The organism is Blautia sp. BIOML-A1, assembly GCF_009883055.1.
Lineage (GTDB): Bacteria > Bacillota > Clostridia > Lachnospirales > Lachnospiraceae > Blautia_A.
Genome location: NZ_WWVR01000004.1, coordinates 64,147 through 79,076 on the forward strand (window position 1 = coordinate 64,147; position 14,930 = coordinate 79,076).

Below are 14,930 nucleotides of genomic sequence, written 5' to 3' on the forward strand. Positions count from 1 at the left end.
ATGAATACTGCAGAAAAAGAATCTGACGATGACCGCAGGATTTCTATTATCTGTTTCAGCCTTACAGGTAAAGAAACTGCACAGAAACTTAAGGAAGGGCTGGAGAAGTGCGGCTATCATACAGAGTTATACAAAAAAAGCAGATACCTGGAAGATTCTATCGCTGAGAGTACAGCAGACTGGACAGCAGAGCACTTCCACAGGGAGGATGGACTTATTTTTGTCGGAGCCTGTGGGATTGCTGTGCGCAGCATCGCACCGCAGGTTGCCAGTAAGAAGTCAGACCCGGCAGTTCTGGTCGTGGATGAGTGCGGACAGTTTGTAATCTCACTTTTGTCCGGACACCTGGGCGGAGCGAATGAACTGAGCCTGAAAGCGGCACAGATCCTGGGGGCACAGCCGGTCGTGACGACAGCGACAGACCTTCATAAGCGGTTTGCAGTCGATGTTTTTTCCAGAAAAAACGACTGTGAAATTCTGTTCATGAAGGCTGCGAAGGAGGTTTCAGCGGCACTGCTGGCGGGTAAAACCGTAGGATTTTACAGTGAATTTCCATTCGTGGGAGCACTTCCAAATGGATTGACAGAATGTGATGCAGAGGGAATTCCACTCGGGGGAGAATCCGTACCGGAAGCTGGAGTGGCGGTAACGATCCATCCTTCCTGCCGGCCGTTTGCGGCTACGACACAGGTCGTGCCGCCGGTGGTTACACTTGGAATGGGCTGCAGGAAGAACAAAGAAGCTGCCATCATCCAAAAAGAGGCCGAGAACTGTCTCAGGGAGGCGGATATTTACCGTCAGGCAGTCAGAAATCTTGCAAGTATTTCCATCAAGAAAGATGAGCCGGGTCTGAATGCCCTGGCAGAAGAATGGAAGCTTCCTTTTGTCACCTATACAGAGGAAGAACTGAAAAATGTCGAAGGAGAATTTACTCCGTCTGCTTTTGTAAGGACCATCACAGGTGTGGAGAATGTCTGTGAGCGAAGTGCAGTCCTGGGTTCAGACAATGGCAGACTGATCAGAAAAAAGACCGGAAGAGAGGGTGTGACGACAGCTCTTGCACTCCGGAAATGGGAGGTACGTTTTGAATAAAATATATGTTGTAGGAATCGGGCCGGGAGGCTGTGACCAGATGACCGGTATCGCTATGGAAGCCCTGAAAAACAGTGACGCGATCATCGGATATACCGTTTATGTAGATCTTGTAAAGGATACATTCCCGGATAAGGAGTTTCTTACCACACCGATGAAAAAAGAAGTAGACCGCTGTGTGCTGGCATTTGAGGAGGCAAAGAAGGGTAAGGTTGTTTCTATGATCTGCAGCGGCGATGCCGGTGTTTATGGTATGGCCGGTCTTATGTATGAGGTTGGAGTGAATTATCCGGATGTTGAACTTGAGATCGTTCCGGGTGTCACAGCAGCTCTTGGAGGGGCGGCAGTACTTGGGGCACCGCTGATCCATGATTTCTGTCTGATCAGCTTAAGCGATCTTCTGACTCCGTGGGAAAAGATCGAAGCCAGACTTCTTGGTGCGTCTCAGGCAGACTTTGTGATCTGTCTTTATAATCCATCCAGTAAAAAACGCCATGATTATCTTCAGAAGGCCTGCGATCTGATGATGCAGTACAAATCTCCGGACACTGTATGCGGAACTGTATGCAATATCGGACGTGAAGGCGAAGAGTATCATCTGATGACACTCAGAGAACTTCGTGATACACAGGTGGATATGTTTACAACCGTATTTATCGGAAACTCTCAGACAAAAGAAATAAACGGTAAGATGGTAACACCACGAGGATACAGGAATGTATAAAGTCATTGTATTTGCCGGGACGACCGAAGGATACGAGATCAGTCGTTTCCTCAGCGAAAACCAGCTCCCGGTGCTTGCCTGCGTTGCAACAGAATATGGCTCAAAGTCTCTGCAGGAAAATTCCTGTCTGCACGTACAGGCAGGAAGGCTGGATGAGCAGCAGATGAGGGACCTTTTTTTCAGAGAGAAGCCGGAGCTGGTCCTGGATGCGACCCATCCGTATGCGGCGGAGGTGACACAGAATATCAGGAAAGCCTGTGAGGAAACCGGAGTTTCTTATACAAGAATCCTCCGTACAGGAAGTGAGCAGCAGAATGCTGTTTATGTCCGGGATGCAAAGGAAGCAGCGGAGTATCTCGAAGGGACAGAAGGAAACGTGCTTCTGACAACCGGAAGTAAGGAACTGGCAGTATTTACTTCTGTTTCAGATTATAACAAAAGGCTGTTTGCCAGAGTACTTTCTCTCCCGTCAGTGATCGAATCCTGTCAGGCACTTGGCTTTGAGGGCAGAAATCTGATCGCAATGCAGGGACCTTTTTCAAAAGAACTGAATCAGGCAATGCTTGAACAGTATCAGTGTAAGTATCTGGTTACCAAGGATTCCGGGAAAGCAGGCGGTTTCCTGGAGAAGATCCAGGCGGCAGAGGCCCTGGGCGTGACGGCAGTGATCATTGGCAGACCGCTCGCTGAGGAAGGACTCTCCTTAAAGGAATGCAGACATATGCTGATCGAGCGTTATGGCCTTAAGAAAGAGCAGAACGTTACACTTCTCGGAATAGGTATGGGCAGCATTGGAACTCTGACTTTGGAAGGGCGAGAAGCTGTCAGAAGTGCAGACTTGATTGTAGGGGCCAGAAGGATGGTTGATGCTGTACGACTTCCGGGACAGGATTTCCTGTATGAATACCGAAGCAGGGAGATTGCAGCGTATCTTGCAGAGCATCCAGAATATACGAAAGTTGTGGTTGCACTGTCCGGTGACGTCGGATTTTACAGCGGTGCAAAGAAGCTTGTGGAACTTCTTGGTCCGGAAACCAAAATGATCTGCGGGATTTCTTCTGTAGTTTATTTTATGTCGAAGATTGGACTTTCCTGGGATGATGCAAAGATTGTCAGTGCACACGGCAAGACCTGTAATCTTATTTCGCTGATTCGTGAGAAACGTAAGGTTTTTGCAATTCTCGGAACAAATGACGGAGTCCGTAACCTGGCAGAGAAGCTTACATTTTATGGAATGGGTGATGTTATCCTCCATGTCGGGGAAAATCTTTCCTACGATAATGAAAAGATTTTGTCAAAACAGGCAAAAGAACTTGTTTCCTATGAGGGAGATCCGTTGAGTGTGATCTGTGCGTACAATCTCAAGGCAGAGCCGGAGCCGGCAACGCATGGACTGTCAGACGAAGAATTTATCCGCGGCAAGGCACCGATGACCAAGGCAGAGGTGCGTACGGTTTCGCTTGCAAAGCTGAAACTTTCGAAGGATGCAGTTTGTTATGATATTGGCGCAGGAACCGGATCTGTTTCTGTGGAGATGGCACTTCGTGCATCCGAGGGCGAGGTTTATGCGATCGAGAAAAAGGAAGACGCACTTGCACTTCTCGCACAGAATAAGAAGAAGTTTGCACTGGATCATATGTACATTATTCCGGGAACTGCACCGGAGGCACTGGAAGAACTGCCGGTTCCGACGCATGCTTTTATCGGAGGTTCTTCAGGAAATATGAAAGAGATCGTTGAGCTTCTGATAAAGAAGAATCTGCAGGTGCGGATCGTGATCAACTGTATTACACTGGAGACGGTGGGAGAGGCACTTGGCTGCATCCGTGAGCTTGCGAAACAGGAAGGCTGTGAATGTGAGAATGAGATTGTCCAGCTCTGTGTTTCCAGATCCAAAAATATCGGAAGGTATCATATGATGATGGGAGAAAATCCTATTTACATCATCACGGTACAGATGCTTAAAACTTCAGAAGAAGTGGAGGAACAGGCATGAAAATACCAAGAATCCTTCTGGCGGCCGGAAGCAGCGGAAGTGGTAAGACCCTGATCACCTGTGGACTTTTACAGGCACTTATGGAACGTGGTGTCAAAACGGCATCCTTTAAATGTGGTCCGGACTATATCGATCCGATGTTCCACAGCCGGGTGATCGGAACAAAATCCCGAAACCTGGACACCTTTTTTACAGAGTCTGAAGTAACCAGATATCTCCTTGCCAGAACTGCAAAGGACTGTGAGATTGCAGTCATGGAAGGCGTTATGGGATTTTATGACGGTGTGGCGGGAACGACAACCAGAGCCAGTGCCTATGATCTTGCCAAAGTGACAGATACACCGGTTATTCTGATCGTGAACAGCCGGGGGATGAGCGTATCTCTGGCTGCTTATGTCAGGGGTTTTATGGAATACAGAAAAGACAGCCATATCAGAGGTGTGATCTTTAATCAGATGTCTCCGATGCTGTATCCGAGAATGAAGAAACTTCTGGAGGAAGAACTGGGAGTTGAGGTTCTTGGTTATGTTCCGAAGGTGGAGGACTGTGTGATCGAGAGCAGACATCTTGGACTGGTCCTCCCGGATGAAATCCCGGAATTAAAAGAAAGACTTCATAAGCTGGCCGGCGTCCTTGAAAAGACGCTGGATATTGACCGGATCCTGAAGCTTGCACAGAAAGCACCAGAGATCTCGGACACAAAGCCGGAGGCTGTATCTGATTTCCGTCTTCCGGAGCCGGTGCGTATCGGAGTTGCAGAGGATGAGGCCTTCTGTTTTTTCTATGAGGATAATTTTGAACTTCTGAAAGAAATGGGAGCAGAACTGATCCCGTTTTCGCCTCTAAAGGACGGAAATTTTCCAGATGAACTGGACGGACTTCTTCTGTATGGAGGCTATCCTGAATTAAACGGAAAAAAACTGGAACAAAATATCCCTATGAGAAACAGGATACGCGAAGAATTGAAAGCAGGAATGCCATGTATGGCAGAGTGCGGAGGTTTTATGTATCTCCATGAAGAACTGGAGGGAATGGACGGAAGGTTTTATCAGACAGTCGGGGTTATTCCTGGCAGAGCGTACCGTACACCGAAGCTCTCGAGATTCGGTTATGTGACGTTGACACAGAAAAAATCAGTCTTTGGAAGAGAGGATTTCGGAGAGATCCCGGCACATGAATTCCACTATTTTGATTCTGAAAGCTGTGGAGATGATTTTCACGCGGCGAAACCAGAGAGTCAGAGAGGCTGGGAGTGTATTCACGGAAGCGACAGCATGATGGCTGGTTTTCCGCATTTATACTATTATGGAAATCCTGAAGTGCCGAGGGCTTTTCTGGAGAAATGCCTCGCATACAAAAAACAGAGATCTTCTTTAAGACAGGAGGATCAGGAAGAGTGACAAACGTGATCTATCATACGATAGCCCTGGCAGCAGGGTTTTTACTTGATCTGATATTTGGAGATCCCAGATGGCTGTATCATCCGGTCTGTCTGATTGGGAATCTGATCTCCGTACTGGAAAAGGGAATCCGCAAAATCTTTCCCAAAACAAATGCAGGAGAGCTGGCTGGCGGTTTTGTGGAAACCTTAGTGGTCTGTCTTTTTTCTTTTGGTGTACCGGGCATCGTACTGTATCTTTTGTATGGATATTTCCCGGCAGCAGGCGTGCTTCTGGAGACTTTCTGGTGCTATCAGCTTCTTGCAACGCGATCTTTAAGGGATGAGAGCATGAAGGTGTATGACCGTCTGGTGAATGGAACGATTGAGGAGGCACGTTATGCAGTTTCCATGATCGTGGGAAGAGATACGAAAGAACTTACAGAGAACGGTGTGACCAAGGCGGCAGTAGAAACGGTGGCAGAAAACTGTTCTGACGGAGTGATCGCACCGATGATCTACATGGCGATTGGTGGTGCACCGCTTATGTTCCTGTATAAAGGGATCAACACAATGGATTCCATGCTGGGCTACAAAAACGATAAATATTTATATTTTGGAAGATGCAGTGCAAAGCTTGATGATGTGGCAAATTATCTTCCGGCAAGAATTTCTGGCTGGCTGATGGTGGCGGCCTCTTTTATCTGCGGCATGGATGGTAGACAGGCGGCCAGGATTTATCGCAGGGACAGAAGAAATCATGCAAGTCCAAATTCTGCACAGACAGAGGCGGCCATGGCAGGGGCTCTTGATGTGCAGCTTGCCGGAAATGCTTATTATTTTGGTAAATTATATGAGAAACCGACGATAGGTGATCCGATCCGTGCAGTGGAGCCGGAAGATATCCGACGCTCAAACCGTCTGATGTATGGAACGGCCATTCTTGGCATTCTGATCTGTCTGCTTATTCGGATCGCCGTCGGATTCTGGGTTTTATAAAGGATTAGACGGCAGCAAAGGAGAAAATAAATGAAACACGTACACGGGGGAAATATCTATACTTACAAAAACTGTCTTGATTTTTCCGCAAACTGTAATCCCCTTGGAACACCGGAGAGTGTAAAACAGGCAGTCCGGGACAGTCTGGATCATCTGAAAGATTACCCGCAGGTGGGCTATGCACCACTGAAGGAGGCAATTGCAGCTTATGAGGATGTCAAACCGGAACATATTATCTGCGGCAACGGTGCGGCTGAATTAGTGTTTTCACTTTGTCATGCACTGAGACCCAAACGGGCGCTGATCCCGGTGCCTACCTTTGCCGAATATGAGCAGGCACTGGAAAGTGTTGGCGCACAGGTGGAGCATGTGCTTCTTAAGGAAGAAGAAGAGTTCCGTGTCCAGGACAGTTTTATTGACTGGCTTCATAAAGACCTGGATATGGTTTTTCTCTGCAACCCGAATAATCCGACAGGGATGCTTACGGACAGGGAATTTCTGTTTAAACTGCTCCGTGTCTGCCGGGAAATGGATATTTTTCTGGTGGTGGATGAATGTTTCCAGGATTTTATCCGGGATCCGGGCCAGTACAGTCTGAAGGCACAGCTTCCGAGATACCATAACCTGTTTCTTCTGAAGGCATTTACGAAGCGTTATGCGATGGCAGGGGTCCGTCTTGGATATGGGATTACGGAGAATGAGGAGCTTCTCGAAAAGATGACACTGGCCACACAGCCATGGAATATTTCTGTCCCTGCACAGGCAGCAGGAATTGCGGCACTTAAAGAGACAGATTATGTTGAAAGAGCACGAAATCTGATCTTTGAGGAGGCTGAGTATTTAAGCGGGGAACTGTATAAGCTTGGAATGACTGTTTTTCCTTCGCAGGCAAATTATCTGTTTTTTAAGGGTCCAGAGGATCTTTTTGAAATCTGCGTCAGAAAGAATGTCCTGATTCGGGACTGCAGCAACTATCCGGGACTTGGAAAGGGATTTTACCGGGTGGCAGTGCGGACTCACGAAGAAAATGAACAGCTGATCCGGACGATCCATGACGGACTTATGGAAGAGCGAAAGAAAGCACAGCAGGAAGAGGAGGAGCAGTAGAATGGCAAAAGCGATCATGGTGCAGGGGACAATGTCAAATGCGGGCAAAAGCCTTCTGGCGGCGGGACTCTGCCGTATCTTCAGGCAGGATGGATACCGGGTGGCCCCTTTTAAGTCACAGAATATGGCATTGAATTCTTTTATCACAAAAGAAGGACTGGAAATGGGAAGGGCACAGGTCATGCAGGCAGAAGCAGCAGGAATCGAACCGTCGGTTCTTATGAATCCGATTCTTCTCAAGCCGACGAATGACGTGGGATCTCAGGTTATTGTAAATGGTGAAGTTCTTGGCACAATGAGTGCAAGGGACTATTTTGCCTACAAGAAAAAACTGGTTCCGGACATTATGAAGGCATTCGATGCACTTGCTGCCGAGAATGATATTATTGTGATAGAAGGAGCGGGCAGCCCGGCTGAGATCAACCTCAAAAAAGAAGACATCGTCAATATGGGAATGGCAAAGATGGCAAAGGCACCGGTGCTTCTGGTCGGAGATATCGACCGTGGAGGTGTATTTGCACAGCTTTATGGAACGGTGGAGCTTCTTGAGGAAGATGAAAGAAATATGATCAAGGGGCTGATCATCAACAAATTCCGCGGAGACAAGACCATTCTTGATCCGGGTGTGGAGATGCTTGAGAGCAAGTGCAGGATTCCAGTGGTGGGAGTTGCACCATATCTTAATATTCAGGTGGAGGATGAGGACAGCCTTACCGAGCGTTTTGACAGACCTCAGGAAGTTGGGATGATCGATATGGCGGTTATCCGTGTGCCGAGAATTTCCAATTTTACGGACTTTAACCCACTGGAGAGTATACCGGGAGTTTCGCTTCGTTACGTACAGCACCCGTCAGATCTCAAAAACCCGGATGTGATCTTTCTTCCGGGAACCAAAAACACGATGGATGATCTCAAATGGCTGCGCGAAAGTGGAATGGAGGCACTGATCCTCAAAGAAGCTGCAAGAGGAACCCTGATCTTTGGTGTCTGTGGCGGTTATCAGATGCTGGGCGAGAACCTGAGTGATCCGTACGGCGTGGAAGCCGGTGGTTCCATGCGTGGAATGGGACTTCTGCCGATGGATACCGTGTTTGCCCAGACGAAGACGAGAACACAGGTGACAGGGCATTTCCTTTCGCTTGAGGGAGACTTTGCACCTCTTAGAGATGTTGTATTCACAGGATATGAGATCCATATGGGAGAGAGCACCAGGAAGGAAGGTGCAGCTGCCAGTACCTTTACGAAGGATACAGTGACCGGAAAGGAAAAAAGAGAAGGTACTTTTTACCACAATGTCTGCGGTACTTATGTACACGGGATCTTTGACAGGGAAGAAGTGGCACTCGGGCTTGTGAAGGCAATAGGTGACAAAAAAGGAATTGATGTATCTGAGATAGAAGGTGTGGATTTTGCAGCGTTTAAGGAGTCACAATATGACATCCTGGCGGCAGAACTGAGGAAACATCTGGATATGAAAAAAATCTACGAAATACTGGACGAAGGAATAGAACCGGAAAAGGAGACGATCTGATGAAGGTTGAACTTGAAAATGTAAAGCCGATGGACATAGAGAAAAGAAGCTTTGAGATCATCACGGAAGAGCTTGGAGATACCCCGCTTGTCCCGGGAACTGAACTTGTGGTAAAGCGCTGCATCCATACAAGTGCAGATTTTGACTATGCCAAAAATCTCTGTTTTTCACAGGATGTCATAGAGAAAGCAATGGATGCAATCAGAAATGGTGCCTGTATAGTCACAGATACACAGATGGCGAAATCTGGTATCAACAAACGTGCACTTGCCCGTTACGGAGGCGAAGTATACTGTTTTATGTCCGATGAGGATGTGGCAGAGCTTGCAAAGAAGCATGGAACCACAAGAGCAACAGCGAGCATGGACAAGGCTGCCGCTCTTGACAAAAAGCTGATCTTTGCGATTGGAAATGCACCGACAGCACTGGTACGCCTCTATGAACTTATTGAGGACAGAAAATTATCACCGGAGCTGATCATCGGTGTTCCTGTCGGGTTTGTCAATGTTGTGCAGTCAAAGGAACTGATCATGCAGGCAGATGTGCCGTATATTGTTGCAAGAGGACGGAAGGGTGGAAGTAATATTGCCGCCTGTATCTGTAATGCTCTGCTGTACATGATCGATAACCGGAGAGACTGAAGCACAAAAATTCAAGAATGAAAAAGAGGACTGTCTGAATTTTCTTCTATTCCTTTGGGACAGGAGAAGAAAGTTCAGACATGATCTGAGACAACAGATGGCAGGCAGGTGCAAAATCCTCCTCGGGCATTGAAGAACAGGAAAGAAGAAGGGTTACAAAACCGGGTTCTTCTTTTAATATCTGCAGGCGCAGACCACGGGTCCGTGCCTGCTTTTTTAATTCTGCGCCGTCTGCGGGACTGGAAAGCGTGAGCGCAAGGCTGGTTCCAGCGGCACCGATCTGTATCTGTGAGCTGCTGCCAAAAACTTCGCGGACTTCATGGAGAAGCAGTTTCAGCTTCTGGGAGTACAGACGTTTCAGCCTCCTTGTCTGGGCACCAAGATGACCGTCGCGGATAAACTGGCAGAGAGCAATCTGCTCCGCCTTGGATGCAGTCTGGCTGTAATAGTCGGCCCGTCTGTGGTATTCGTCCGCAAGAGATGGCGGCAGTACCATAAAACTGATACGGATCGAAGGGAGGAGAAGACGCGAAAAGGAACCAAGATAGACTACATTATGTCCGCCTGCGAGACCGAAAAGAGAAGGCGTCGGCTTCTGGAGATACACAAATTCATTTTCAAAATCATCTTCAATGATGAGACTGCCCTTTGTTCCGGCATAGTGGATCAGCTCCATACGCCGGGATACCGGCATGATCTCTCCCCATTTTGTCATATGCGCCGGGGAGACATAGATGATATCACAGTCTTTATTTCGATAATGTATTTCAAATCCATAATCAGAAAAAACAGTACTTCCCTGAACAAAAGAAGGTGTTGGAAAGGATACCGTCTGTCTTTCACGCAAAAGAGGACAGAGAAGCTGCAGAAGACTCTGCACACTGGCTCCGATCACAATATCCTCTGCCGAACAGACCACATTGCGATGCTGTCGGACATAGTCAGCGAGAACCTGTCGTAGATCCTCTTCCCCCTGCGGCTCTCCGTAGGAGAGAAGTCTGTCGTTCTGGCGTAGCGCACTTTTGATATACCGCTGCCACAGATCAAAACGAAAACTTTCACGGTCAACGCCGGCAGAGGCGAAATCGTACCGGACCTCCGGCAGGGCGGCATTTCTGGGTTTGGGCTGTACCGGCTCCAGTGATGCGATGTCGGTCACATAATACCCGCTCTGTGCCCGGGCAATAATATAGCCGTCTGCGGCGAGCTGGAGATAGGCACTCTCGATCGTGGTACGGCTGAGATTCAATTCCTCAGCACATTTGCGAAGGGAGGGCATACGACTTCTGGCAGGAAGACGACGTTCCATGATCAGTTCCCGGTAATGATGATAAACCTGCATATATAAACTTTCTTTTTTGTCAGTCTGGTGTAAAGATAAACTCATAAACTGTCCCCCAAAAAATGAATAAAAGTGGTTCTTTTTTGATGTACATTCAGGTGTTATTCTAATTCAGAATAGCAAAAAATGCAAGATGAGGAGAAATACTTTGAAAAGAATTGCAGTTCTCAATGATCTGTCCGGGATGGGAAAATGTTCACTGACAGCGGCAATACCGGTTCTCTCGGTGATGGGAGTGCAGGCGTGCCCGCTTCCTACCGCAGTTTTGAGTGCACAGACCGGATTTCCATCTTATTATTGTGATGATTATACAGACCGCATGGATATTCTGATGGACGAATGGCAGAAGATGCATTTCCGTCCGGATGGTATTTACACCGGTTTTCTGGCAGATGCACTACAGGCAGAGAAGGCAGTGGATTTTATACAGAGATTCAAAAGTACAGAGACAAAGGTTCTGGTAGATCCGGTCATGGGTGATGATGGCGAGGAATATTCCGTTTATACAGAAGAATTATGTGAAAAGATGCGGATTCTTGTGCAGGAGGCGGCTGTGATCACGCCGAATGTCACGGAAGCACTTCTGCTTCTTTATGGAAGCAGAGGGATGCATACAGAATGGCAGAAGCTTGCCGACTTAAGCACGGAAGCACTTCTGGAATACATTCAGCAGACAGGAAGGCTGCTTACAGAAAAATTTCAGGCAGAAACGGTTATCACAGGCATCAGTCACGAAAGCGAAGACGGACAGAAATGTATCAGCAATCTGATCTGTCAGAAAAACAGTCAGACCTGGATAACAACCAAAAAAGAAGGCGGCAGTTATTCTGGAACGGGAGATCTGTTTGCTTCTGTACTCTGTGCCGATATGGTCAAGGGGAGAGATATCGCTTTATCAGTACAGAAGGCGGTCAATTTCCTTGCAAAAGGAATCCATGATGCAGTAAAAGAGGGAACAGACCGAAACGAAGGAATCTGTTTTGAAACGTATCTTTATGAGTTGGCAGACAGGAGACGGTAAACAGATCGTACGACAAAAAGAGGGAAACCATACAGAAGATTTCTGTACAGTTTCCCTTTTGCGTTATTTATTAAAGATTCTTTTTCTTATAGATAAACCAGGATGCGATCGCTGTAAATACGAGAAGATAGGCAAGCAGGATCACAATCCCTGAAAATGCAAATCCTTCACCGGCAGAAATGCTTCGGATCAGATGACTGGTCTGGGAAAGCGGAAGTGCAGATACAAACTTTCCGATAAATCCGGGAAGCTTTTCTGTGGAGAAGAAGGTGTTGCACAGATAAGCCATCGGCATGATGATGTAGTTGGAAAAACGCGGTACGTCTGCATGGTTTTTTGCAAGGAAAGAAACCACGACGCCTATTGCAGAAAAAACAGCTCCGTTTAAAAACATCACCAGAAAAGACCATCCGTTAAAAATAAGTCCGGTATCGATCGGCAGAGTCAGGATCAGGATCACACCTCCGGCATAGAATCCACGAAGGCTTCCGCCGATGATCTGCCCTGCGATAAACTGCCACAGAGGCGTCGGTGAGATCATGACCTGATCAAAGGCCTTCTCGTATAATCTCTGGACATTCAGATTCTGGGCAATGGCATTGAAGCTTCCGTTCATCGTTGTCAGAGATACGACACCCGGGATAAGGAAATTCAGGTACGGCTGTCCGTGGGACGTTGTCTGGATTCCCATTCCGAACACAACAAGATACATCAGAGGTGCGATCATGGCTGCCAGTGTGATCTTGTAGAAATCTCTGCGGAATTCCACCCATTTTTCCCATAAAATTGTTATAATTCCCATTTGCTCCTCCTTTATGACGGCATCAGATGACGGCCTGCCCGCTCCACAAAAACATCTTCCAGAGTGGTTTCACGAAGAGAAGCCTGTCCTGTAAGGGAGGACAGAAAGGCGATGGCCTCCTGACGGCTGTGGAAATAATGGCTTACAGTACTTCCGTCAGCACCCGGTTCATCGACTGTGTAGGCCCCGAGACTTTCGATCAGACCGGTAGGAGTATTGATTTCTTCCAGTTTACCGTGATCCATCAGAGCTACGCGGTTGCAGAGATTCTGTGCTTCTTCCATATAGTGTGTGGTCAGAAGAATCGTCAGGTTTTTGCCGTTCAGCTTGCGCAGAAGATTCCACATCTGTCGTCTGGAAAGCGCGTCCATTCCGGCAGTCGGCTCATCGAGGAGAAGGATCTCCGGGTCCGTCAGAAGTGCACGGCAGACCATCAGTTTGCGCTTCATACCACCGGAAAGTTTGCGGACGGTACGCTTACGGAATTTAAGCAGGTCACAGAACTCCAGAAGTTCTTCTGTTCGCTTCCGGATCTCCTTGCGAGGCATGAAATAAAGCCTTCCCTGATATTCCATGATCTCGTCCATGGTCATATCCTGGCGCATGGAATACTCCTGAGTGATCACGCTGATCTTGCGTTTCAGATCCGGACGGTTTCTCTTCAGTGTCTGGCCATCGATCAGGATCTCCCCTTTTGTGGGAAGGAGCAGGGTGGATAAAAGACTGATCGTCGTTGTTTTTCCTGCGCCGTTTGGACCGAGGAGACCAAAAAATTCTCCGGTTTCGATCGTAAGGTTCAGGGAATCCACAGCAGTGAAATCATCAAAGGTCTTGGTCAGATTTCTGGTTTCGATCATTTCTTCTCCTTTGCAATGATCAGGGAATAATAACCTGCATCATCCGGAATTTCCTCAACACTTCTGTAGATGTGTTCCTGCGGCATACCACAGTTTTCGACCATCAGGACATCGCGGCCGCTCTTTGCAAGGATTTCCTTGACCTGATTCATTTTTTTGCCGGATTTCATAAGAACGTAATTTCCGGATTCACTGAGATCGTTGTCAAGACGATGTACAGCCGGTACGATATGAAGCTGTTCGTTCCATTCAGAAAGAGAAACGTTCAGACGGGCAGCGGCAGCACAGAAAGAGGTGATTCCGCTTACAAGCTCTGTGTGATATCCGTCTGCCTCCACACGATGCTGGAGATAGGAGAAGGTAGAATATACACAAGGATCTCCAAGAGTCAGGAAAACAACGTTTTTGCCCTGATCAAGACAGGCTTCCAGTGCTTTGGCTCCCTTTTCATGATTTTCCTTCAGTTCTTTTGCATCATGTGTCATTGGCATATAGATCGGAAGAAGTTCCTTGTCTGCCAGTTCAGGCACTGCCTGGACTGCAATCTTGTAGGCAACCGTGTCTTTGACATCTGCACCTGGTACAGCAATGATCTCATTCTCGCGGATCATGCGGACCGCCTTCAATGTCATTAATTCCGGATCTCCAGGTCCGACTCCTACGCCATATAATGTTCCTTTCATTGGTAAAAAACCTCCTGTTTATACTAAAAAATTTGATAATGTAAAAATGTAAATCAGTCACATTCTTTTTATTATACTAGAATCGCATAGGGTTTGCAATGTATGATTTGCTGTGTTATAGTATTTCTGTTACTGTGAACGGAGTGAACAGTAACTTACTGTTGTAATGTATTTCTTAACGAAAAGAAACGGAGTTTAGGGTAATGCATAAATGTAGGAAAATTTTGGCAGTCTGTTCTCTGGCAGCACTTTTATCTGCCGATGTTATGCCGTCTGTCTGTCTGGCAGCACAGAATACCGCGGGAACAGAGGCTGTTGAATTTAACAGCGAAGATGGAGAATATTCTATCCAGGTGGATCTCGAGGGAGGAAGCGGAAAAGCAAGCGTGACGTCTCCGACACTGTTTACTGTGGAGGACGGACACGGGTATGCCAGGATCCAGTGGAGCAGTTCCAATTATGATTATATGATCGTGGATGGAGAGAAGTATTTGCCGACGAATGAGGAGGGAATGAATTCCGTGTTTGAGATCCCGATCCTTGCACTGGATGAGCCAGTGTCGGTGATCGCAGACACGACAGCGATGGGAGCACCCCATGAGATTGACTATACGCTGACTTTTTATTCGGATTCTATCGGTTCCAAGAGTCAGCTTCCGCAGGAAGCAGCCAAGAGAGTGGTTGCAGTTGCAATGGCGATCATTGTAGGCGGAGGAATTCTGAATTATTTTGTCAATAAGCGGAGAAGATGCTGATG

Annotated in this window: 14 protein-coding genes; 10 read left to right on the forward strand and 4 right to left on the reverse strand. The window is 47.4% G+C overall.

Features of this window, described 5'->3' with window-relative positions; genetic code table 11:
• The 8 genes from GT674_RS03435 to GT674_RS03470 are packed head-to-tail and all read left to right on the forward strand — an operon-like array spanning position 1 to position 9,468.
• Positions 1-1,092: a cobalt-precorrin 5A hydrolase gene (locus GT674_RS03435; protein ID WP_161284432.1), complete on the forward strand. Its 1,092-nt coding sequence runs from the start codon at positions 1-3 to the stop codon at positions 1,090-1,092.
• Positions 1,085-1,816 carry a precorrin-3B C(17)-methyltransferase gene (gene cobJ, locus GT674_RS03440; RefSeq protein ID WP_161284433.1) on the forward strand — a complete coding sequence of 244 codons (732 nt, stop codon included), beginning with the start codon at positions 1,085-1,087 and terminating at the stop codon, positions 1,814-1,816. The genes GT674_RS03435 and cobJ overlap by 8 nt, the downstream gene beginning before the upstream one ends.
• Positions 1,809-3,812, forward strand: coding sequence for a precorrin-6A reductase (cobK, locus tag GT674_RS03445; protein WP_161284434.1), 2,004 nt, complete (start codon positions 1,809-1,811; stop codon positions 3,810-3,812). Before cobJ ends, cobK begins: the two co-directional genes overlap by 8 nt.
• Positions 3,809-5,212, forward strand: coding sequence for a cobyrinate a,c-diamide synthase (locus tag GT674_RS03450; protein ID WP_161284435.1), 1,404 nt, complete (start codon positions 3,809-3,811; stop codon positions 5,210-5,212). The genes cobK and GT674_RS03450 overlap by 4 nt, the downstream gene beginning before the upstream one ends.
• A complete protein-coding gene (cbiB, locus tag GT674_RS03455) occupies positions 5,209-6,189 on the forward strand; it encodes an adenosylcobinamide-phosphate synthase CbiB (protein ID WP_330585457.1) in 981 nt (326 codons plus the stop codon). The genes GT674_RS03450 and cbiB overlap by 4 nt, the downstream gene beginning before the upstream one ends.
• 30 nt (positions 6,190-6,219) lie before the next feature.
• Positions 6,220-7,296 carry a pyridoxal phosphate-dependent aminotransferase gene (locus tag GT674_RS03460; RefSeq protein WP_161284437.1) on the forward strand — a complete coding sequence of 359 codons (1,077 nt, stop codon included), beginning with the start codon at positions 6,220-6,222 and terminating at the stop codon, positions 7,294-7,296.
• A 1-nt stretch (position 7,297) separates the two neighbouring features.
• Positions 7,298-8,827: a cobyric acid synthase gene (locus tag GT674_RS03465; protein ID WP_161284438.1), complete on the forward strand. Its 1,530-nt coding sequence runs from the start codon at positions 7,298-7,300 to the stop codon at positions 8,825-8,827.
• Positions 8,827-9,468: a precorrin-8X methylmutase gene (locus tag GT674_RS03470; protein WP_161284439.1), complete on the forward strand. Its 642-nt coding sequence runs from the start codon at positions 8,827-8,829 to the stop codon at positions 9,466-9,468. The genes GT674_RS03465 and GT674_RS03470 overlap by 1 nt, the downstream gene beginning before the upstream one ends.
• 46 nt (positions 9,469-9,514) lie before the next feature.
• Here GT674_RS03470 and pdxR read toward each other — a convergent pair whose 3' ends face one another.
• Positions 9,515-10,855 (reverse strand): MocR-like pyridoxine biosynthesis transcription factor PdxR, encoded by a 1,341-nt coding sequence (pdxR, locus tag GT674_RS03475; protein WP_161284440.1) that lies wholly within the window; start codon positions 10,853-10,855, stop codon positions 9,515-9,517.
• Positions 10,856-10,958: 103 nt separating this feature from the next.
• Here pdxR and GT674_RS03480 point away from each other — a divergent pair, with 103 nt between their 5' ends.
• Positions 10,959-11,831, forward strand: coding sequence for a pyridoxamine kinase (locus tag GT674_RS03480; protein WP_243149045.1), 873 nt, complete (start codon positions 10,959-10,961; stop codon positions 11,829-11,831).
• Positions 11,832-11,901: 70 nt separating this feature from the next.
• Here the strand turns inward: GT674_RS03480 and GT674_RS03485 are convergent, their stop codons facing one another.
• The 3 genes from GT674_RS03485 to cobI are packed head-to-tail and all read right to left on the reverse strand — an operon-like array spanning position 11,902 to position 14,173.
• Positions 11,902-12,633 carry an ABC transporter permease gene (locus GT674_RS03485; RefSeq protein ID WP_161284442.1) on the reverse strand — a complete coding sequence of 244 codons (732 nt, stop codon included), beginning with the start codon at positions 12,631-12,633 and terminating at the stop codon, positions 11,902-11,904.
• Positions 12,634-12,644: 11 nt separating this feature from the next.
• Entirely contained in the window at positions 12,645-13,490 is an 846-nt protein-coding gene (locus GT674_RS03490) for an ABC transporter ATP-binding protein (protein ID WP_161284443.1), read from the reverse strand.
• Positions 13,487-14,173, reverse strand: coding sequence for a precorrin-2 C(20)-methyltransferase (gene cobI / locus GT674_RS03495; protein ID WP_161284444.1), 687 nt, complete (start codon positions 14,171-14,173; stop codon positions 13,487-13,489). The genes GT674_RS03490 and cobI overlap by 4 nt, the downstream gene beginning before the upstream one ends.
• A gap of 203 nt (positions 14,174-14,376) precedes the next feature.
• Between cobI and GT674_RS03500 the strand changes: the two genes are divergently transcribed.
• Positions 14,377-14,928, forward strand: coding sequence for a hypothetical protein (locus tag GT674_RS03500; RefSeq protein ID WP_330585458.1), 552 nt, complete (start codon positions 14,377-14,379; stop codon positions 14,926-14,928).
• The last annotated feature ends 2 nt before the right edge of the window (positions 14,929-14,930 follow it).

Bases quoted from the DNA above. Each gene is read 5' to 3' on its own strand.
- GT674_RS03465 (WP_161284438.1), top strand. From the start codon at position 7,298: ATGGCAAAAGCGATCATGGTGCAGGGGACAATGTCAAATGCGGGCAAA.
- GT674_RS03490 (WP_161284443.1), bottom strand. From the start codon at position 13,490: ATGATCGAAACCAGAAATCTGACCAAGACCTTTGATGATTTCACTGCT.
- GT674_RS03485 (WP_161284442.1), bottom strand. From the start codon at position 12,633: ATGGGAATTATAACAATTTTATGGGAAAAATGGGTGGAATTCCGCAGA.
- cobI (WP_161284444.1), bottom strand. From the start codon at position 14,173: ATGAAAGGAACATTATATGGCGTAGGAGTCGGACCTGGAGATCCGGAA.
- cobK (WP_161284434.1), top strand. From the start codon at position 1,809: ATGTATAAAGTCATTGTATTTGCCGGGACGACCGAAGGATACGAGATC.
- GT674_RS03470 (WP_161284439.1), top strand. From the start codon at position 8,827: ATGAAGGTTGAACTTGAAAATGTAAAGCCGATGGACATAGAGAAAAGA.
- pdxR (WP_161284440.1), bottom strand. From the start codon at position 10,855: ATGAGTTTATCTTTACACCAGACTGACAAAAAAGAAAGTTTATATATG.
- GT674_RS03500 (WP_330585458.1), top strand. From the start codon at position 14,377: ATGCATAAATGTAGGAAAATTTTGGCAGTCTGTTCTCTGGCAGCACTT.
- GT674_RS03450 (WP_161284435.1), top strand. From the start codon at position 3,809: ATGAAAATACCAAGAATCCTTCTGGCGGCCGGAAGCAGCGGAAGTGGT.
- GT674_RS03435 (WP_161284432.1), top strand. From the start codon at position 1: ATGAATACTGCAGAAAAAGAATCTGACGATGACCGCAGGATTTCTATT.
- GT674_RS03460 (WP_161284437.1), top strand. From the start codon at position 6,220: ATGAAACACGTACACGGGGGAAATATCTATACTTACAAAAACTGTCTT.